Below are 19,145 nucleotides of genomic sequence, written 5' to 3'. Positions count from 1 at the left end.
GTCGCCTCGCTCTCCCGGCGCTCCTCCTCGGCGCGTTTCCGGTCGGTGATATCATAGAGTTGCTCGACGATGAACGCCACCCCTCCCTGCTCATTGAGGATCGGGCTTGAACGGCACTCCAGGTAACGCCCGAGTTCGGGCACAAACTTCTCGATGACCTCCCGCTTTTTGCTCGCGAGCGCCAGGTCCGTTGCACAGAACTCGCAGGGTCTGGTCCTCCCGATGAGTTCGTAGCACTTCCGTCCCCTGACCTCCTCCGGTCTCATCCCGATCAGTTCGTAGCCGGTACGGTTATAGCGCAGGATCGTGTGGTCCGGCAGCTGGACGGCGACGATATCCCCGAGGCTCTCAAACAACCCCTCAAGCAGCCTGTTCATCTCTTCCACTCTGCGCCGTGTTCGCTCCTCCTCGGTGACGTCAAGCCAGGTGACGACGGCCCCGGATATCGTCCCTCCGGTCACGATGGGCGTGGCGGATACGGAGATGTAAATCTCCTCTGCTTGGCCGTCGTGAAGGATAAACCGAACATCAATCAGTTGTTCCCCTCCGATCGCCCGCCGGCCGGGAAGATCTTCCGGTCGAACAGGGTTTCCGTCGGGGTAGTAGAGCGCTGTGCCCCCCTCTCCTCTTCCTAGGAGTGCCCGGGCCACCCGGTCACCTTCACCGGAGCTCACCACGATTGCTTTTCCGGCAGCATCGTAGACTATCCCCCGCCTTCCTATGGCGGCGAGGAGTGCGTTATGCTCGCGTTCTGCCCGGGCGGCAAGATCGCGGTTCTCGGCGAGCAGAGCCTCGATGCCTGCTTTTAGCCTCTCTTGCAGTTGACTGTTGGGCGTGGGAAGAGCATCTTGAATCAACTGCTGGAGTCTATCCAATGGCTCGTTGCGCAAGTTATCCATGTAACATCTCCCTTTCTGGCATTGCTCGGTCTTCTGCATCTCTTTGCTCGCTCTTGCGCTCACGCAATTGGTGTGGTGAGATTGGTCCGTACGGGCCCGGGGTGGATCGGGCGTCCGCTCCTCCGGTCAGCTTGCCGGGCAACCGGTGAACCATGGGCCGCTCTGAAGGCATAGTGAGATGGTGACCATCATCTGCAGGAACAGGTGAAATCAGTATCAATATATTTTTGATAGAATAAATTTAATTGAGCCAGAACTTATTGCTTTGACGCCGAACCTGGTTGCCGGATCTTTTCAGCTTCGAGTACCCACAAGCCCGACGATGACCGCGGATCTGACTGCAATAGATTACCGTGCGGGTATGCGCATGATATACGGCTGGAGATTTGCATCGGGCGCATGAATGGGCCCTCATAAAAACTCTTCTCTTCCGCATCCTTCGGGATTACCGCAGGCAGCAAAGCGGCTCTCTGTCATCGTCATGTGGGCAGGGAGGCTGGAGATCGTGCCCGTCATCGCCCTGGTGGCCCGGGCGTCTCAATGGCTGTCCTGGGTCACTAACGCCGCTCTCCGGGATGGCGCTGAAAGAATCTCGAAAGAGCGATTGGCGGCATTTACGGGGATGACGATGCGAACTCAAGAATATTGAGAGAAAATAATTCTCTTTGTCCTTCTGCGGCTGCAGGAAGCAGAGGGAGGCGCACAAAAAGGCACTATTATGGGCGATCGAGGAGATCGCCGGGGCGGGGCAGAGATGAGCCTTATGTCCGGTGCCCGAGTCTGGAGGCCACATAGAGCGCAATCAGAGAGATTGCCCCGATCACCTCAACACCTATCACGAACGCCATGAGCGGGACCTCGCCGGCTATCCGGAGAACTCCCGCTATCGGTCCGAGCTCGATAGGGGCCTCCCCGGAAGCCGGGGTCGGTTCGGCGAGCCAGTCGTAGAAGAGCGCCATCCCGACTACGAGCATGATGGTTGCCATGAAGATGAAGATGAGCAGCCCCAGGATCTCGGTCTTCCGCAACGTCTTCCCCGCAACTCGCACCGAGGGTACCGCAGTACCTGAAGCGAAGGTCAGCAGGGCAATCCCTACGACGATGGCTGTACATCCGAGGAATGCCCCGGCAGGTGTCGGATTGCCGTACATTGCATAAGATCCAAGAACTAGAGCAACGATGATTCCAATGGCTGCAAAAGCAAGCCTGTTCTCATGCACATCTCTCACTCCATCTCTCCTATCCGGGATTCGCGACCAAGAAGCCGCACTCGACCACCCCATACTTCGGTGCTGAAGGCCCAGCAGACGCTGGATCTGGAGCCCTATCGATGGTTATCCCGACAGGGCAGCCTGGTAGTGCACCTCGAACGTTTGTAGCCAGCTGGCGGGGGGTCACGGAATCACCCGGTACATGCGCTCATCTCTTTTTGCCGATGTAGAATCGCTGGCATACCTATGCCGGATCATATTCTACATGATTGAACATGATAGTACTATACAGCAAGGATATATTTAAGCGTATGCACCCGCCGTCCGCTGCACCCGGCATACCGGGTTTCGAGCAAGCGGGATACGATCCGGGGTTTCCCGGTGCACAAAGAACGGTCCCTCTCAGATAGGATCCCTGCCATTAGAGGGACTTTGCAGAACGGACCATATACGCACCAAGATATTTATTCATTTCTCTCCAACGAATATGCAAATGCCACGCCTTTATCTTGGAAAGATCCTGCTTCGATGGTGTGATTCCTGCCACGCTCCGGTGCTCTCCGGGACCTGCGCCTGCGGCGCCTCGACCCGCCCGGTCGCCGTCACACCGCCAGGAGACGCCCGGCCTGCGTTTCCCGACGATATCGAGCGGATCAACCGCATATTCTCCGACCATTTCGGAGCGCCACTGATACCGGATGGTCATATCGCACTCTTAAACAAAGTCCCTTCTGAAGATCGTATGGATGAGATCGTCCTCGGCGGCGCGGTCGTGGGGGCGATTCGCTATCTCCCCGAGGCCCGGCGCTGGGAACCTCTTCCGCGTCCTGCTGCCGCGGCGTACCTGAGGCCGACGAAGCGCTTCGTCGTCGTCGACGATGGTGCAGTCCCCTCCATCCGGGACAGCGGTGCGAGCCTCCTTGCGCCGGGCCTCGTCTCGATCGATCCTTCTGTCAGCGAGGGCGACGAAGTCTTCATCCTGACGCGGGCCGGAGAGTGTATCGGCGTGGGCAGGGCGAGAGTCGACGCCGCCACCGCCGCGACGATGGAGCGTGGGACTGTTGTCCGGACCCGCAAAAATGTCCCATCGGTCTGCGTTCCGGGAAAAGCGACATGGGAGGATGCTGTTCGGGCAAACGAACAGGTCCTTGCGGAGCACGAAGCCGCGAGCGTCAAGTTCATACGGGATGTTGCAGAACAGAACCCCAGGCAGCCCACAATCTCTTACTCCGGCGGAAAAGATAGCCTCGCAACGCTGCTCCTCGTACAGAAAGCCCTCGGTCCGGTCCCGCTTCTCTTTGCCGATACGGGGCTTGAGTTCCCCGAGACCTATGAGAATGTGGAGGCCGTAGCGGAACGCTATGGACTTACTGTTCTCCGGATCTCCGATGTGGAGACGTTCTGGAGCGAGTTTGAGAGGAACGGCCCGCCGGCCGTCGACTACCGCTGGTGCTGCAAGGTCTGCAAGCTTCACCCTGTCGGGCGCCTGATCGACGAGAACTGGGGTGAGTGCCTCACGTTCATCGGGCAGCGAAAGTATGAGTCGGTGAAGCGGATGCAGAGCAAGCGGGTCTGGCAGAACGTTCATGTCCCGCAACAACTCTCGGCGGCCCCAATCCAGCATTGGACGGCGATGCACGTCTGGCTCTACATCTTCCGGGAGAAGGCGCCCTACAACCGCCTCTACGAGCGGGGGCTCGACCGTATCGGGTGTTTCATGTGCCCCTCAAGCGACCTTGCAACATTTGAGATCATCGAAGAGGCGCACCCAGAACTCCTGGCGATGTGGCGCGAGAAACTCGCCGGATGGCAGGAGAAGCAAGGCCTCCCCGATGACTGGATCGAGAAGGGGCTGTGGCGGAAGCGGGGAGATGCGGATGAAGAAGCAGATAGTTATAATTGATTACGGGCTCGGCAATCTCCGAAGCGTCTTTCGGGGCCTAGAGAGGGCAGGAGCGGCGGCGGTGATCTCGGCGGACCCGGAGGTGATTGCGGCAGCCGATGGCATCGTTCTCCCGGGCGTCGGGGCGTTCCGCGAGGGGATGGAGATGCTTGGCGATCTCAAAGAGACCGTCCTTTCTGCCGCAAAGGATACGCCGCTTCTTGGGATTTGCCTGGGGATGCAGATGCTCATGGACAGAAGCGAGGAGCACGGCATCCACAGAGGGCTTGGGCTCGTGCCGGGAGACGTCAAGCGCTTCCCCCCCTCCGCCGGGGAGAAGGTACCTCACATGGGCTGGAACACCATCGAGATCCGGCAGGATACAGCACTCTTTGATGGGCTCCGCAGGGAGGAGTACGTCTATTTCGTCCACTCCTACTACGCAGCGGCTGCACCGGAGCATACCCTTGCAAGCACCGACTACATCCACTCCTTCGCGTCCGCCGTCAATAGCGGGCTTGCCTACGGTGTCCAGTTCCACCCGGAGAAGAGCGGCGCAGTCGGCCTTCGGATCCTCGAGAACTTCATCGAGAAGATCTGCTAAATACGAGAACCGCGGGCAGATTGGCGGCCGACCCTTTTTACCCTCATTTCCTCCGGGGTCGGCGGCGTAGCGGCAGGGTGACGGTATGAACCGGCATCTTTCCTGCCCTAGATTTTCATGAATACCCCTTTCTGAGTAAAAATAAATGGGAACTCCTCAGTTCCCGTTCGCGTGCTTGCGCATTTCCTGGTCACGCAGGATGTTGCGCTGGATCTTTCCTGAGATGGTCTTTGGAAGACTCTCGACAAACTCGATTGCTCGAGGATACTTGTACGGAGCGGTGGTGTTCCGGACATGAGCCTGAATATCTCTGACCAGCGATTCAGATGGCTGGTAGCCCGGTTTTAGGATGATGAAGGCCTTGACGATCATCCCCCGGATGAGGTCCGGCGACCCGACAACCGCTGCCTCCTGGACGGCCGGGTGCTCCATGAGCGCGCTCTCGACCTCGAACGGCCCGATCCGGTAGCCGGAAGACTTGATGACGTCGTCGCTGCGCCCAACGAACCAGAAGTAGCCATCCTCGTCCATGTAGGCTTTATCGCCGGTGTAGTAGAACCCATTCTGGAACGCTTCCTTATTTGCCTCGGGGTTGTCCAGGTACTCCACGAAGAGTCCGACCGGCCGGGGATCGAGTTTGATCGCGATGCGCCCTTCTTCGCCGACGCCAACCGGTTTTCCCTCGTCGTCGTGAAGTTCGATATGCCAGCCGGGGACCGGTTTGCCCATGGATCCGGCCTTATGCTTCATGCAGGGGAACGTGGCAATGCAGCAGACGGTCTCCGTCTGGCCGTAGCCCTCATAGATCGGCAGCCCGGTGCCTTCTTTCCAGACGCGGATCACCTCGGGGTTGAGCGGCTCCCCGGCACTACAGCAGTGCCGCAGGTACCGGAAGTCGAACTTATCGAGATCCGCGAGGATCAGCATCCGGTAGACCGTCGGCGGCGCACAGAACGTTGTAATCTCATACTTCTCGATCAGCGGCAAAAGTTCGGTCGCGCTGAACTTCCCCCGAATATCATAGACAAAGATGCAGGCACCGACGATCCACTGGCCGAAGATCTTGCCCCAGGCGCACTTCGCCCACCCGGTATCCGAGAACGTCAGGTGATGGTCGTTCGGATGCAGGTCGTGCCATAGTTGCGCGGTAATAATGTGCCCGAGCGGGTAGCTGTGGTCGTGCAGCACCATCTTGGCCTGGCCGGTGGTGCCCGACGTAAAGTAGATCAGCATGGGATCGGTCGATTTCGTCTTCTTCGAGATCGGCATGCTGACGGTGTGGTGCGATACTGGTGCTGGGTACTCGAGTTCGTGCGGGTAGCTTACCCAGCCCTCCCGCTCTCCGTCCACGAGGAAGAGGGTCTCAAGCAACGGGCAAGCGTCTGCGACCTCATCGACCTTTTCAGCATTCTCGCAGTTCGTGATGATCATCCGGAATTTACCGGCTTGCACTCGGTATTTGAGGTCTTTTGGCGTCAGCATCGTTGGGCAGGGGCAGAAGACCGCGCCGAGTTTAATGAGCGCAATGACGAAGATCCACCACTCAGGTACCCGGGGCAGCATCAGCATGACCCGGTCGCCCTTCTTGATGCCGTACTTGATGAGGATGTTTGCAGCCCCGTTGGAGAGGTACCGAAGGTCACGGAACGTGTACTTCTTCTCATTCCCCTCCTGGTCGACCCAGATCATCGCCAGTTTGTTCCGATCTATCTCGGCCCACCGATCGATGACGTCGTAGCCGAAGTTGAAATATTCCGGAACATCGATCTTAAAATTGGCGCAGGCAGCATCGTAATCTGTCATGTTTGGCCCCGAGGCGCTTGCAAGCGGCGCTCCCACAGGGACAGCGGCCTTGACCCCGCTTCCGGATGCACCATTGAAGTACGTCTTGCAGAGTTCGTTGAGCCATTCGGACCGGGACATACCCCGGGGTTCGCGTATCCTATCGATCTGCGTGACGAGATCGTCATCCATCGTGACCGAATATCGCACCATATGTACACGTATGTGGTGCAGAATATCACCTTTTTGATTTGACACGCACCACATTCAGAAAAATCACGATCTTTTTGGTGCATTCCACCTGGTGCATACCTGATCATCTGCCATCCGTTTCAGGGGCGCACCACTCTGCCGCACCACTACTTTCAAGTAGGGATCGGGCATGAAAACGGCCACATGGCTGGACAGACTATACTGGTTACGGGTTCGACGGACGGCATCGGGAAGGCAACCGCACGCGCACTGGCTTCATTGGATCATTATGTACTGCTGCACGGCAGAAACCATGAGAAGGGCGAACGAGTCCTTGCAGAACTGAAGGAGGCCACGGGATCCGACCGATTGAGCCTCTATATCGCCGATCTCTCGGTACAGGATCGGATCCGAAGACTTGCGGAGGATATCGCGAAGAAGCATGATCGGCTTGACGTCCTTATTAACAACGCCGGAGTCTTCATGCCGAAACGGGAGGTTTCGCCGGATGGGATCGAGATGACGTTCGCCGTGAATTACCTTGCGCAGGTCCTGCTCACCCATGAACTCCTTCCCCTCCTTCGGAGGAGTGCCCCGGCAAGGATTGTAAACGTTGCATCGATTGCACACCGTGGCGTGGGGTCCGTCGACTGGGGGAACCTCCCGGGCTTTTCGAATTACGACCCCTATGATGCCTACGCCGTATCGAAGGTGGGCATCATCGCCTTCACCATCCAGGCTGCCCGCGTCCTCGAGGGGACGGGAGTGACTGCAAACTGCCTCCATCCCGGGGTGATCGACACAAAACTCCTTCGGGCCTATATTCGCGAACAGAATAACGGTTCCCCGCCGGAGAGAGGAGCCGAGGTGGAGACATACCTTGCTCTCTCGCCGGATGCAGGGAAGGTGAGCGGCAGGTACTTCGAGGAGAACCGGTGGACCCAGCCATCTTCCCTTGCCCTCGATCCCAAAACCCAGGATCGGTTCTGGAAGATGGCGCTTGATCTTACTGGAATTGGTGAGTGGTGAGACGAAAGCATGATGACGGATTAGAGTGAGCGACACTCACCCGGGTATCCGGGCAACCCAGAACCTGGAGGATGAGTGCATGAAGCGTAAACTGAAAGGCGATGAGAAGGCGGAGACGAAAGAGTACTGGTGCGAGATCTGCGGAGCGGCCTGTGACGAGATTACCGAGGAGAACTATCCCGACCTTGAGAAGGCCCGGGTGCTCTGTCCGGACTGCAAGAGATCCTACGAGGAGTCCTGCAGGCTGCGGTGAACGGGAACGGCAGGCTGTGCTCATGCCCGAAAGTTGGGATGGTGGTGGGGTGTCAGCCAGATTTATGAGTCGTGGGAGTAACTATATTGATACCTCGGCGGGGACTACCTCCTGTCAAGTCGCACAACCAGACTCCCATGATACCAACGAAACCTGCACGTGAGGATAAGGCCTCGCCCTCAAGCCTGGTAGAGGGCGATGGTATCCTCATCGTTGACGCCACCCTAACGATCGTGCAGGCTAATCTCCCGATACAGAGCCTTTTTCATGCGACCGAGGAAGATCTTCTCGGAGCAGATGCTTCTTGGGTCATCCAGCAGTATCTTGGACCACTGTTGACGGAGGAAGGAGCACTCAGAGAGGTCATTGCCCTCCTCCACAATGAGATGTGCCCCCCGTCGCTCCTCCTCAATATCCTGATCCCGGGGACGGGTGTCCGGCGGATATCCATCACCACGAGTACTATCAAGACCACTACTCCCGCACTCCGGCTCCTTGTCTTTCATGACACCGGTAAGGGTGATGCCGACCTCGCCTTGAGCGCCCATGAAGAATCCCCCATGGTCATCTTCACCCAGGACTGTGAACTCCGCTATCTCCGCGTCAGCAGTCCTGAAGGCCCCGTCCTCCTCCCGGATTTCGCCCCCGGGAAGACAGATGCCGACCTCTTCTGCCCCGAGGATGCCTCACGGCTGACCAGGCTCAAATCTCGCGTTCTGGAGACCGGGGAGGCAGCGAGGAGTAAACTGCTCCTCACCATCAACGGAGCCGTTCGCACCTTTGATCTGGCGGTTATGCCGATGAAATATGACAACGGACAGGTATACGGCATCTGTGGGACTTTGCTCGACGTTACCGAATGGAGCCGGGTTATCGAGGCGCTCACAACGAGCGAACGGCAGCTTTCCACGCTGTTGAGCAATCTTCGGGGGATGGCCTACCGATGCAGGATAGAACGCAGCTGGACGATGGAGTTCGTCAGCGAAGGAGCGGAGAGGGTCACCGGTTATCTTCCGGAGGACCTGATTGGCAACCGCAAGGTCGCTTATGGTGACCTCATCCACCCCGATGACCGTGAGCGGGTCTGGAGGGAGGTCACATCCGGGCTTGCGGAGGGGAGGCCGTTTCAGATGACGTACCGCCTGATCACAGCAACAGGCGAGGTGAGGTGGGTCTGGGAGCAGGGACGGGGAGTTTCCGGTTCCCGGGGCGGGGTCGATATGATCGAGGGTTACATCACCGATATCACCGACCGCGTCAGAGCCGAGGCTGCCCTCGCAGAGAGCGAAGAACGTTTCCGGAGCATCTTCACCACAAGCCACGCGGTCATGATGATCGTAGATCCCGGGACCGGTGCCATCGTTGACGCAAATCCTGCGGCGAGCGCCTACTACGGCTACCCGCTCGAGACCCTCACCTCGATGCGGATCACCGATCTCAACACCCTCGAACCGGAAGCGGTGCTGGACGAGCTTCAGAAGGCCGCGGTCAGCGAAGGACAGCATTATTCATCCCGTCATCGCTTGGCAGACGGTCAGATCCGCGATGTAGATCTTTACAGTGGTCGGGTTGTCATCCATGGCCGGGTGCTCCTGCATTCCATCGTCCACGACGTCACCGAGCGTCGGAAGGCTGAGGAGCAGTTCCGGGCGCTCCTGGACGCCACGCCCGACGCAGCCATGCTTATCGATCATCGTGGGACCATCCTTGCCTTAAACGAGGTAATGGCGGCACGATTTAACAAAAACGTAGATGAACTCGTCGGGACGTGCTTGTACAACCTCTTCCCGCCGGAACTGGCGGCGGCACGGCGGGATGCGATCGAGCATGCCCTCACTGCGGGTAAACCCTACCGGTACATCGATAAGCGTCCTGGAACGATCCTTGAGATTATCCTCTTCCCGATCCCGGGTGAGCGGGAGGATACCCGCAGGGTGGCGATCGTTTTGCGCGACATCACCCTGCAGCAAGAACTCGAGCAGGCTCGGAAGGAGGCATTCGATCGGATCGAGCAGAACATCGAGCAGTTCGCGATCCTCGGTGACCACATCCGTCAGCCGCTCCAGGTGATTCTTGGAATGTCATACCTGCTCGAGGATGAACAGGCGACCAGAGTGATCCAGGATGAGGTCAGGCGGATCAACGAGTACATCCGGCAGCTCGACCAGGGCTGGATCGAGTCGAGAAAGATCCGGGAATTTCTCAGGCGGCATGAACTGGTGTAACTCTAACGGCCGCGAGTATGCGTTTCACCGCTCAGGGTCGTAACGAATGCGGCAAGGAAGGCGTGCCTCTCTTCGGCGATGCTCCTCACTCTCGCACCGCTGATTCTCCTGCTCGGTCTCTCTGCCCTATTGATAGGTTCGATCCTATTCATCATCGAGGATTCCCCGGAAGGAGAAAATTGTCCAGATACGCCTTCTGCTTCGCCGGTCCGTAGAAGAAGTATCCGAGGACCCGGAAAGATTGCAAGTTGAAGCTCCCTGAGGACTCTCCCGTCGGACGGCACCCTTGCATTGGATCTGAGCATGACGAACCTCCCTTGCAACAGGGTCCGATGCCGGCGGGAGGCCTGCCGCTCGTACCGGGGGAGAGGGTGTCCTCTGCCCCCATTTTCCGATGAGGATGATAGCCGAACCCTGGAGGCCAGGGTGGTGATCATACTTCCGCTCAGGGCAGCGGCGCCTCCGGCACCCAGGCCGGAGGCACGTCCCAGGTGACGAACGCCGGCCGCTCCGCAGGCGCTTCGCCCCGGATGAAGACCCCGATGCCGTGGTACTTAGGCGACTCCGGTCCGTAGGGGAGCTCGGCCAGGTAGTCGTGCCAGGACTGCACGAACTCGTCGCGGTCCATGACGAGCCTCGTCCCGAGGATGGCGGGGTCTTCGATGTAGACGGAGCGGTCGTCCACCCCGATCACGACCATGTAGTGGCCCACCGCCCAGGACTCCTCCCAGGTCTTGTTCGCCTCCCTGAAGCGCTGGCCGTCGATGATGACCGGGACGCCATCGCGGATCGAGGCCTCGAGGTCGGCGATGGTGAGGTTGTCTTTCCACTCCGCCTCAAGGCCGAGGTCTCTTGCCACCCGGACCATATCCCAGGGGTAGGTCCCGTGGACGGGGGTGGTGTTGAGGTAGATGCGGAGGTCGGTCTCGAAGGCGTCGAGGCCCCAGTAGGAGAGCACCGCCTGCATCGATGATGCACCACAGGAGTAATACTCCGCCTGCCGGACGTCGGGGACCCCGGCGAGGATGGTCGGCTCCTCCGGGGCGGCGGGGCCCGGAACCGGGATGCCGGTCGCGAGGAGGATGGCAGCGGCGGCGAGTACGGCGCTGATGAAGAATGAGAGGATTATGCGGGTATCCATGAGAGGGACCTTCCCGGAGAATTGTTAATTATTTCTTTATTGTGCGGGAACGCACTCCTCCTCCAGGGCCGCGAGGAACGCGACGAGGAGCGCATGTCTTTTGGCGGCGATCTCCCGGGCGGTCTTCGTGTACATGAGGTCCTTTAAGTTGAGCAGTTTTGCCCGGATGTGATCGACCGCGTCCGGGATCCCTCCGCCCCGCTCTCCGGCTTGCATGAATGTCCTTGCGATCCCGACCGCGCCCATCGCGTCGAGTTTGTCCGCGTCGGAGAGCACCCGGGCCTCGAGGGTAGCGGGGTCGATCCCGGTGCTGTAGCGGTGCGCCCGGACGGCGTGGGCGATGGCGGCGATGCGGTCTTCTGGGTAGCCGATGGAGCGCAGATACGCCTCTGCCATCCTCGCCCCCTCCTCTTCGTGGAGAGCGCCCGTTCTCTCCTCGAGCGGCCGGGCGATGTCGTGGAATAACGCGGCCGGGATGAGGATATCCATATCGGCGCCTTCGCGTGCACCGATCTCTTCCGAGAGGCGCACGACCCTCCCGGTATGGTCGAACCCGTGCGCCCCTGATTCGCGGAGCGCCGTCCTGACATAGTCGAGCATCGCGGCAGTCTCTTCATCCATGGTAGATCTCTATCTTCCGGGATCGAAAAGATTCGCTTTCGGTCGTCCCGTTCCCGCGCTCATGCCGCCATCCCTGCCGCCGGCCGGGTTCGATCGTTGTCCGTCACCAGTGTCCCACAAATATTTTTTTGGGTCATATTATGCACTTTGTGGCCCACAAATGTCGTTGCGGATCGTGGATGACCCGCAAACGCTCCCGGGAATACGGTTTACGTATACCTGATCGGGGTTTTGATATGCGCAACCGGGTTTGCAGATACCTGAATACTCACAACCGGTCTCCCTCGGTGATGGCGATCAGGCGCGAAAAAGCGTAGGTCGTGGCACGCCGTCCCCCGCCCTCGGCGATGACGGCGATGATCTCCTGTTCCCGGAGTTGCTGGAGGAGCCGGTTTGCCGTCTTCTTCGGTATCCCTGTCTGCTCGTAAAACTCGGATGGGATGAAGATCGGCGTCGCGAAGAGTGCGTCGATCGCGGCGACGGCGTACTGCGACCGGGTCACCTCCGGCACCGTTCGTTTCATCTCGTCGTAGAGATCGAGGATTGCCTTTGCTTTCCGGCCGTTTGTCCCCGCCTGCTCTTCGATGGCGTGGAGGAAGAACCCGATCCAGCCGTTCCAGTCCCTGTCCCGGGAGACTGCGAGCAGACGCTCGTAGTAGACCGGCCGGTGCCGCTCGAGGTAGGCGCTTATGTAGAACATGGGGCTTGCAATCAGTCCCTTCTCGTACATGATCAGCGGGACGAGCATTCTCCCGATACGGCCGTTGCCGTCGCAGAACGGGTGGATGAGTTCGAACTGTGCTTTCAGGACGGAGAGCTGGACGAGGACGTCTTTCTCCTCACTGTGCAGGTAGGCCTCCCAGTCCTCGAGCGCCCCGGGAACGCTTTCCGGTGCCGGCGGGACGAAGATCGCGTGCTCGATATGCGCGTCCCGGCCGATGAAGTTCTGGACCGTGCGGATGCATCCCGGCTCCCGGTCCATGCCCCGGCTGCCGGCGAGCAGGATGCGGTGCAGGTCGCAGGCGAGGGCTGCATCCAGCCGCCGGGTCTTGAGGGCCTCGACCGCAACGTTCAGCGCCTCCCGGTAGTTGATGACCTCCTGGATGTCGGCAAGGGCCTTATCGTTGATCCGTTCCCCCGGGTTCGCCTCGAACCGCAGGACGTCCTCAAGCGACGCCTGTATTCCCTCGATCCTTGAGGAGAGCACCGCCTCCTGCGTCAGGAGCGGGGAGAGCAGGAGGCGAGGCTTCGGGATCGCCTGGAGGATGCCGTCGTACCGGGCGAGGGCACGGTTCGCCGACGCTATCTGCGGGATATGGGCCTCCCAGTCGATGCCGTCCGGGGGCAGCGGCTCCGGGGTGTAGGGTGTGATTGTCATGCCGCCTCCTCACGGATCGCCGTGAATCCCCCGAGAACAGGAGAGCTGGCGATGTGCTGGAGATCCTTCATATAGTTATCCGGTGGTGCGAGGGCGTATTAAGATTGATTGTTTGCGATTGCGGCGGCCGGGCTGCACGAGGGATGCAAAGAGCTCGATGCGGACCCGCTCCCCGAGCACTGTCAGGAGAAGTGCGGTCATTTCTGCAACGATGCTACAGTAAATCAAATTCTGTGTAATTAGTAATATATTTATCTCATTAAGTGTTACTTATGCTGAGGGCTGACATACCCTCAGAATACTTCGAACCATATTCACCTGTCGCCTCAACCCATGTCCAATCCCGGCGTTCTGCTGCACGTCCTATCCAAATCTTTTTTTTCGGAGGCAGTCGCGGGACGGCGCCCTACCGTTTGAGATGCGGTGCACGACCGCTTCTGGTTGCGCAGCCGAAAAGATGGAAGTCATACCGGGGCAAATTCCTGAACGATCGGGCAGCGCCGGTTCCATGCCCTTCTTTCGTATCACTGAGCGGTCGGGCTCACGGCAGAGCCTTGCACCCCGGGCCGGGAGCGTACGGCAGTCTCCGCCTGTGACATGTAAGTGTCCGCGGATGGGCGATACAATCCCTATGGGCAGTGCCCCCTCTTTTGTCAAACCCTCTCAGGATCTCCTGCAAACCCCACCACCAGGCCCACGAAGCCCGAGGTGAACGGCACAGCCGCACGACCGAATCCCGACTCCACCAGTATCTCCCGGAACTCCGATACCGTGGTGAACGTAGATATGTGCTTCTCCCGCTGTGCCACCATTCCCCGGATGACGTCGTCGGAAGCTCCTCCCCGCTTCATGCCCCGGCACCAGATCTCCCTCTGCATCTGCTCTTCCCGGTCGTCTCCGGCCCGGAAGATGTCCCCGCAGATAAACCGGCCACCGGGCGAAAGCGCCTGCAAAGCCCGACGGGCGACCATAACCCGGTCCTCCTTTGAGACGTGGTGGAGGCAAAGGGAGGTGACGATTGCATCGTAGCGATCAGTCGGCCACGCATCCCGCAGGTCCTGTGCAAGAAATTCGACCCCGGCAAGATCGGGTTTTGCCGTTGCAGCCGTCAGCATCTCCGGTGAGAGGTCGATCCCGGTTATCTTCGCGTCGGGATACTCCTCCCGGATCATCGCGGTGAGGATCCCGGTTCCGCAGCCAAGTTCAAGAATCCGCCGTGGGTGAGGAGGCAGGTAATCGATGATGGTGGCAAGGAGGAGAGGCTGACCGGGCACGATGGCCCTGATGAGATGGTCGTATTCCTCTGCATCCATGACGCCGTGGACCTCGTGCGTTTCGGTCATCCTTCACCAGCCGTCCTGTATGATCGCTCCAGGTTGTACATTGGAAAAACACCTGACCTTGGTGAGAAATAGCGACGCTTATTTCATACGTAGTCTGAATAAACAATTATTAAATATTATCCCTACGGATGATACTCTATGGATGCAGAGACCCACCGCCACTGCAAATACTATAATATCGAAAATGACTTCTCCGTAGCCGACCTTGCCGCTTTCCACGGTCATCTGGGGCCCTATATCGTCCTCGGGTACCGGATCGGGAAGTATATACGGGGTAACTTCTGCGACGACCCGTTCCGGATGAAGGCCGAGGTCCGCTGTGCCGGGGTGCCCCCGCAGTCCTGCCTGGCAGACGGGGTCCAGCTCGGGAGCGGGTGCACGCTTGGGAAGCGAAACATCGAGATCATCTCCTCGGAGACCGTCAGCTGCACCTTTGAAGCCGACGGGAGACGGATCACCGTCACTCCGCGCCCGTTCCCCCTCCCGGAGCGGGATATGGACTACGAGGCCGCGATCGAGGCCGTGGCCGAGGAGATGTACTACAGGCGCGACGATGAACTCTTCGACCTCTCCTCGTCCTGAAGGGCCATGACTCCGCCGGACCCTGTCATCAGGCTTGAAAACGTGTATACCGCCTACGAGGGTGCGGACCGCCCCACCCTGACAGGTATTTCCCTCTCGATAGGGAGGGGGGAGTTCGTGGTGATAGGCGGCCCGAACGGGGCCGGGAAGACGACGCTGCTCGAAACCATCAACGGGATGCTCCCCATCACCCACGGAAAGGCTACCGTATGCGGGCAGGACGTGCGGGGGGACGGGGTGCAGGTGCGGTGCCGGGTCGGCTACCTCCTCCAGAACTTTGCCTTCGACCCGCTTACGCCGTTCACGGTCGAGGAGGTCGTCCTGATGGGGCGCTACGGCACGATCGGCCTCTTCCGGAAGCCCCGGACGGAGGATTACGAGGAGGCGAAAAAGGCCCTGCACCTACTCGGCATCGAGGACCTCGCCACCCGCCCCATCGGGCAGCTCTCCGGCGGGCAGCAGCAGAAGGTGCTCATGGCCCAGAACCTGGCCCGCAACCCTGAAGTTCTCCTCCTGGACGAGCCCTTCTCCAACCTGGACATGTTTGCCCGCGAGGAGATCAACCGCCTTCTCGCCCGCCTGGTCGGGAACGGGATAACGGTGCTGATCGTATCGCATGCCTTCGACGACCTGCCTGACAGGCCGGTGCGGGTTGTGGTGATGCAGGAGGGGAAGATCGTGGTCAGCCGGGAGTGCCCCCCAAAAGAGGTGGAGCAGGTCGTCCGGAGTGCCGGAAAAGGAGCCTCGCATGCTTGAGTTCATCATTCCAAACAACATCGTCTGCCACGCCGTGGAGGCCATGCTCTTCGCCTCCGTCGCCTGCGCCGTCCTCAGCGTGATCGTCACCCAGGTGCAGATCTCCTCCATCGGGTTCACCATGGCCCATGCCGCCTTTGCCGGTGCGGCGGTGGGAATGTTTCTCTCCCTCAATCCAACCGTCTGCTCCATCGTGGCCGGCGTCGCCGTCGCCTTCCTCATCGGCCCTCTCTCGGATAGGGCCCGGCTCTCTCCCGATACGTCGCTCGGGCTGCTGTTCGGGATCTGCATGGCCGTGGCCATCTTCTTCATCGCCTACATGCAGACCCTCGGGCAGGGGTTCTCCGCCATGGGCCTCCTCTTCGGGGACGTCATCTCCCTCTACCGCGAAGAGATATATCTCCTCGCGGTCATCTGCATCGTTGCGATCGCCTTTATTGTCGTCCTCTACAAGGAGATCACCGCGATCATCTTCGACAAAAGGATCGCGGAGTCGGTCGGAATCCGGGTAAAGCCGGTCTACTACGCGATGCTCTTTGTCATTGCGCTCACCGTCGCCCTCTGCCTCCCCATCATCGGGGGGCTCCTGCTCTACGTCTGGCTGGTCACCCCGGCGGCAATCGCCCTTCAGTTCTGCAACCGGTTGTCCGCGATGTTCGTGGTCGCTCCGACCGTAGCCGCCGTGATCAGCATATCCGGCGCCCTTGTCGGCCTGGAATACTCCCTCCCGGTCGCTCCCCTGACCGCCGCTCTCTTCTCCGTCGTCTTCATCGCCGCGGTGCTCCTCTCACCCCGGCGGCGCGTCACGTTTCGCAAAGTTTAATACTTTAGTCACAACTATTCTCAACATGAATCGAATTCGTACCCTATCTTTCCTACTTGCCTTACTTTTCGTAGCACCCGGGGTAAATGCCCTTACGGTGGTCTCCACGACCACCGTTCTCTGGGATCCCATCCAGTACATCGGCGGGGAGAAGGTCGAGGCCATCTACATCGCCGACCCGACCATCTGCCCCCACATGCAGGCGGACATCATCCCGAACCGCATCCAGTTGCAGAAGGAGTTCATTCGCGATGCCGACCTCTTCGTTGCCCACAACGGGTCGGTCGATCAGTCCTACGTGATGCCGTATGTCGACGACTTCATGGCTGCCAACGACTACGACACAGTGGAGTGGGTGACCCTGGAGAATCCCTCGATGATCTGGAACACCCCGTCGGGGGCGAGAAACCTCTCCCGCGAGGTGGCGGGATGGCTGATTGCTGCAGACCCGGCAAACCGGACGTACTATGAAGCGCGGCTGGATGATTACCTTGCAGAGATCGATGCCGCGGATCTCACCCCTGAAGAACGGGAGACGATTCCCGGTCAGGATGCCGTGGTGATGGTCTGGCAGGAGGACGCAGCGGTCGGCTGGCTCGGGCTGAACCTGGTGTCCATCTATGCGCCGGAGTTCTATCAGGGTGGAAAATTCACCCCGCGGGTCGTCGTTGACGATATCCGCAATCATCCCGAAAAGTATCGGAACGTGAAGTACGTCATCGAGAACATGCAGTCGGGGGAGTTGGCAAAGGGCCTCGAGGAGGCGCTTCACGACAACGGGGTGCCTGCAGAGCGGATCATCTTCACCAACTTCCCCAAGTCGCTCCCGGGCGTCGACTCGCTCCCCGACGTCATCCGCTACAACAAGGGCCTGGTCACTCCGGTGCAGGCTGCGTCGGGAGAAGCGGCCGCCCCGGCCGAGACCGCTGCTCCGCTTCCCGGAATCCTGGCCGTTGCGGCTATCCTTGGAGGCGGCTCCCTCCTGCTGCTCACCCGCAGGCGGTAAGAATCACTTTAACCACCACTTTTTGATCCTGGAGGAAAGACATGGAACAACTGAATGAGGCCATGAAAACCGATGTACTGCCGTTGGGTTTTCAGGGCCGCGGGCGCACCCGCCCGGGCATCGCTGCCGGAAGGAGGGAACCATGAACGTCGACCTGAATCCCATTGGGTACGTCTCTTCGCCGTATAAAGAGAAAGGGGACGCCCCACGGCAGGGCAGGCTGACCGACACCGAAGCGGAGATTGTCATCGACGAACGATACCTCCCCGGCCTTTTCAGGGTTGAGGAGAAGAAACACCTCTTCGTGCTCTGCTGGTTTGACCGGTCCGACCGGACGGTGCTCCGTGTGACACCCCCGCACAAACCGGTGGAGCATGGTGTGTTTGCAACCCGTTCCCCCAACCGGCCGAATCCGATCAGCCTGTCGCTCGTCGATGTCATCAACATAACGGGCGGGACGATCCGGGTCAGGGGGCTGGAGGCTCTCGACGGGACGCCGGTTCTCGATATCAAACCCTACTCGGAAGAGATCGACTGTCCGAAGTGATCGGGTTTCATTCCAACCCGATCAGCCGTGCCGGGTTGACGGTCATCGGGATTGGCGTGGTGCCCCTCAAACGTCACGACGTCATCCACGTGGCCGGAACGTCCGGAAAGGGCACCGCCCGGCGTCCCGGTCGGCGGGAACGGGGCCGTTGATGCTGCACTCCCCCTCGGTCTCGGTCTTCTTCGTATAGAGGGCGCAGTCGCTGCAGGTCGGCATAAAGGTCTCTTTTTCCGCCCGGGGAATATAGGTTTTGCCGGCCGGCGGGACGGTCAGGATCTCCGGACGAACATCTCGGAGTAGGGTGCAAACCGTCCTGCATCGACGGGGTAGGCGAACCGGATCCCGTCGTTGCCGCAGACCATGCAGAGCGGCCGGGCGGCGCCGAAGTCAATATCGCCCCCGTCAGTGGTATACCGGTCGTTCACCTCGAGATGGACGACCCTGCCGATGACGAGCGCATACTTCTCCCTCGTGATCTCCTCGACAAGCCGGCACTCCATCCACGCAACCGACCCCTCGATGCCGGGCGGCGCGACGACGGTTGAAGGCCGGGGAGCGAGTCGTGCCTCTTCGAACTCGTCGACCTCGGGCGGGAAGTTCCGGGAGCAGACCATCACTTCCTCGACCATCGTTGCCGGCGGCACGTTGACGACGAACTCGCCGGTCTCCCTGATGTTGTCGAGGGTGTCGCGCCGCAGCCAGGAGGCGAGGACGATATCGTCGAACGGCCGGAGGATCGGGGTGATGTTCCCCCATGGTGCGGCATTCTGGATCCCGGCCTTCGAGATCGTCGAGATGAGCACCACGGGGAGAGGCAGAACGTTTTCTCGGTTGTGCGGTGGTAGTTGCATGGTTTTTACGTCCTTTACGT

The 19,145-nt window shown here is 59.8% G+C and carries 19 protein-coding genes; 10 read left to right on the top strand and 9 right to left on the bottom strand.

Annotated features, from left to right (window positions below; genetic code table 11):
* Positions 1-899: PAS domain-containing protein (locus ACI94_RS01240; protein ID WP_286681000.1), on the bottom strand; the 899-nt coding region annotated here is incomplete at its 3' end.
* Between the two features lie 761 nt (positions 900-1,660).
* The gene (locus ACI94_RS01235; RefSeq protein WP_161937558.1) at positions 1,661-2,128 is read right to left on the bottom strand and encodes an MnhB domain-containing protein; all 468 of its coding nucleotides are present in this window, start codon (positions 2,126-2,128) and stop codon (positions 1,661-1,663) included.
* A gap of 475 nt (positions 2,129-2,603) precedes the next feature.
* Here ACI94_RS01235 and ACI94_RS01230 point away from each other — a divergent pair, with 475 nt between their 5' ends.
* Together ACI94_RS01230 and hisH are read left to right on the top strand one after the other, a co-directional pair.
* Positions 2,604-4,013: a phosphoadenosine phosphosulfate reductase family protein gene (locus ACI94_RS01230; RefSeq protein ID WP_066954108.1), complete on the top strand. Its 1,410-nt coding sequence runs from the start codon at positions 2,604-2,606 to the stop codon at positions 4,011-4,013.
* Positions 3,988-4,596 (top strand): imidazole glycerol phosphate synthase subunit HisH, encoded by a 609-nt coding sequence (gene hisH / locus ACI94_RS01225; protein WP_066954676.1) that lies wholly within the window; start codon positions 3,988-3,990, stop codon positions 4,594-4,596. The genes ACI94_RS01230 and hisH overlap by 26 nt, the downstream gene beginning before the upstream one ends.
* A 156-nt stretch (positions 4,597-4,752) precedes the next feature.
* Here hisH and ACI94_RS01220 read toward each other — a convergent pair whose 3' ends face one another.
* Positions 4,753-6,591 carry an AMP-binding protein gene (locus ACI94_RS01220; RefSeq protein ID WP_286680999.1) on the bottom strand — a complete coding sequence of 613 codons (1,839 nt, stop codon included), beginning with the start codon at positions 6,589-6,591 and terminating at the stop codon, positions 4,753-4,755.
* 183 nt (positions 6,592-6,774) lie between these two features.
* Here ACI94_RS01220 and ACI94_RS01215 point away from each other — a divergent pair, with 183 nt between their 5' ends.
* The 3 genes from ACI94_RS01215 (at position 6,775) to ACI94_RS01205 (ending at position 10,077) form a co-directional block, all read left to right on the top strand.
* The gene (locus tag ACI94_RS01215) at positions 6,775-7,599 is read left to right on the top strand and encodes an SDR family NAD(P)-dependent oxidoreductase (RefSeq protein ID WP_066954110.1); all 825 of its coding nucleotides are present in this window, start codon (positions 6,775-6,777) and stop codon (positions 7,597-7,599) included.
* Positions 7,600-7,678: 79 nt separating this feature from the next.
* On the top strand, positions 7,679-7,852 hold the full coding sequence (locus ACI94_RS01210) for a hypothetical protein (protein WP_191092822.1): 174 nt from the start codon (positions 7,679-7,681) through the stop codon (positions 7,850-7,852).
* Positions 7,853-7,989: 137 nt separating this feature from the next.
* Positions 7,990-10,077: a PAS domain S-box protein gene (locus tag ACI94_RS01205; protein ID WP_066954116.1), complete on the top strand. Its 2,088-nt coding sequence runs from the start codon at positions 7,990-7,992 to the stop codon at positions 10,075-10,077.
* A gap of 445 nt (positions 10,078-10,522) precedes the next feature.
* Here the strand turns inward: ACI94_RS01205 and ACI94_RS01200 are convergent, their stop codons facing one another.
* The 4 genes from ACI94_RS01200 to ACI94_RS01185 all read right to left on the bottom strand — a co-directional run bounded on the left by ACI94_RS01200 (position 10,523) and on the right by ACI94_RS01185 (position 14,560).
* Positions 10,523-11,218, bottom strand: coding sequence for a C39 family peptidase (locus tag ACI94_RS01200; protein WP_066954119.1), 696 nt, complete (start codon positions 11,216-11,218; stop codon positions 10,523-10,525).
* Between the two features lie 36 nt (positions 11,219-11,254).
* Positions 11,255-11,839 (bottom strand): HD domain-containing protein, encoded by a 585-nt coding sequence (locus ACI94_RS01195; protein WP_286680998.1) that lies wholly within the window; start codon positions 11,837-11,839, stop codon positions 11,255-11,257.
* Between the two features lie 268 nt (positions 11,840-12,107).
* On the bottom strand, positions 12,108-13,217 hold the full coding sequence (locus ACI94_RS01190) for a Fic family protein (protein ID WP_286680997.1): 1,110 nt from the start codon (positions 13,215-13,217) through the stop codon (positions 12,108-12,110).
* A 653-nt stretch (positions 13,218-13,870) separates the two neighbouring features.
* A complete protein-coding gene (locus ACI94_RS01185) occupies positions 13,871-14,560 on the bottom strand; it encodes a trans-aconitate 2-methyltransferase (protein ID WP_209727284.1) in 690 nt (229 codons plus the stop codon).
* Between the two features lie 138 nt (positions 14,561-14,698).
* On the opposite strand from ACI94_RS01185, the gene ACI94_RS01180 reads away from it, so the two are divergent.
* The 5 genes from ACI94_RS01180 to tsaA all read left to right on the top strand — a co-directional run bounded on the left by ACI94_RS01180 (position 14,699) and on the right by tsaA (position 18,274).
* A complete protein-coding gene (locus tag ACI94_RS01180) occupies positions 14,699-15,142 on the top strand; it encodes a formylmethanofuran dehydrogenase subunit E family protein (RefSeq protein ID WP_209727283.1) in 444 nt (147 codons plus the stop codon).
* A 6-nt stretch (positions 15,143-15,148) separates the two neighbouring features.
* Positions 15,149-15,898, top strand: coding sequence for a metal ABC transporter ATP-binding protein (locus ACI94_RS01175; RefSeq protein WP_209727282.1), 750 nt, complete (start codon positions 15,149-15,151; stop codon positions 15,896-15,898).
* Positions 15,891-16,721: a metal ABC transporter permease gene (locus tag ACI94_RS01170; RefSeq protein ID WP_273258524.1), complete on the top strand. Its 831-nt coding sequence runs from the start codon at positions 15,891-15,893 to the stop codon at positions 16,719-16,721. The genes ACI94_RS01175 and ACI94_RS01170 overlap by 8 nt, the downstream gene beginning before the upstream one ends.
* 97 nt (positions 16,722-16,818) lie before the next feature.
* The gene (locus ACI94_RS01165; RefSeq protein WP_273258522.1) at positions 16,819-17,727 is read left to right on the top strand and encodes a metal ABC transporter substrate-binding protein; all 909 of its coding nucleotides are present in this window, start codon (positions 16,819-16,821) and stop codon (positions 17,725-17,727) included.
* Between the two features lie 142 nt (positions 17,728-17,869).
* Complete coding sequence (tsaA, locus tag ACI94_RS01160) at positions 17,870-18,274, top strand: tRNA (N6-threonylcarbamoyladenosine(37)-N6)-methyltransferase TrmO (RefSeq protein ID WP_286680996.1); 405 nt, start codon at positions 17,870-17,872, stop codon at positions 18,272-18,274.
* Between the two features lie 81 nt (positions 18,275-18,355).
* Here the strand turns inward: tsaA and ACI94_RS01155 are convergent, their stop codons facing one another.
* Both ACI94_RS01155 and ACI94_RS01150 read right to left on the bottom strand, forming a co-directional pair.
* Positions 18,356-18,490: a hypothetical protein gene (locus ACI94_RS01155; protein ID WP_286680995.1), complete on the bottom strand. Its 135-nt coding sequence runs from the start codon at positions 18,488-18,490 to the stop codon at positions 18,356-18,358.
* Between the two features lie 53 nt (positions 18,491-18,543).
* Positions 18,544-19,125: a flavin reductase family protein gene (locus ACI94_RS01150; RefSeq protein WP_286680994.1), complete on the bottom strand. Its 582-nt coding sequence runs from the start codon at positions 19,123-19,125 to the stop codon at positions 18,544-18,546.
* Between the last annotated feature and the right edge of the window lie 20 nt (positions 19,126-19,145).

It is taken from the genome of Methanoculleus sp. DTU007, from assembly GCF_001512385.1.
GTDB lineage: Archaea > Halobacteriota > Methanomicrobia > Methanomicrobiales > Methanoculleaceae > Methanoculleus > Methanoculleus thermophilus.
The sequence above is the reverse complement of the archived record's forward strand: the minus strand, read 5'-3'. Positions and strand labels throughout refer to the sequence as shown.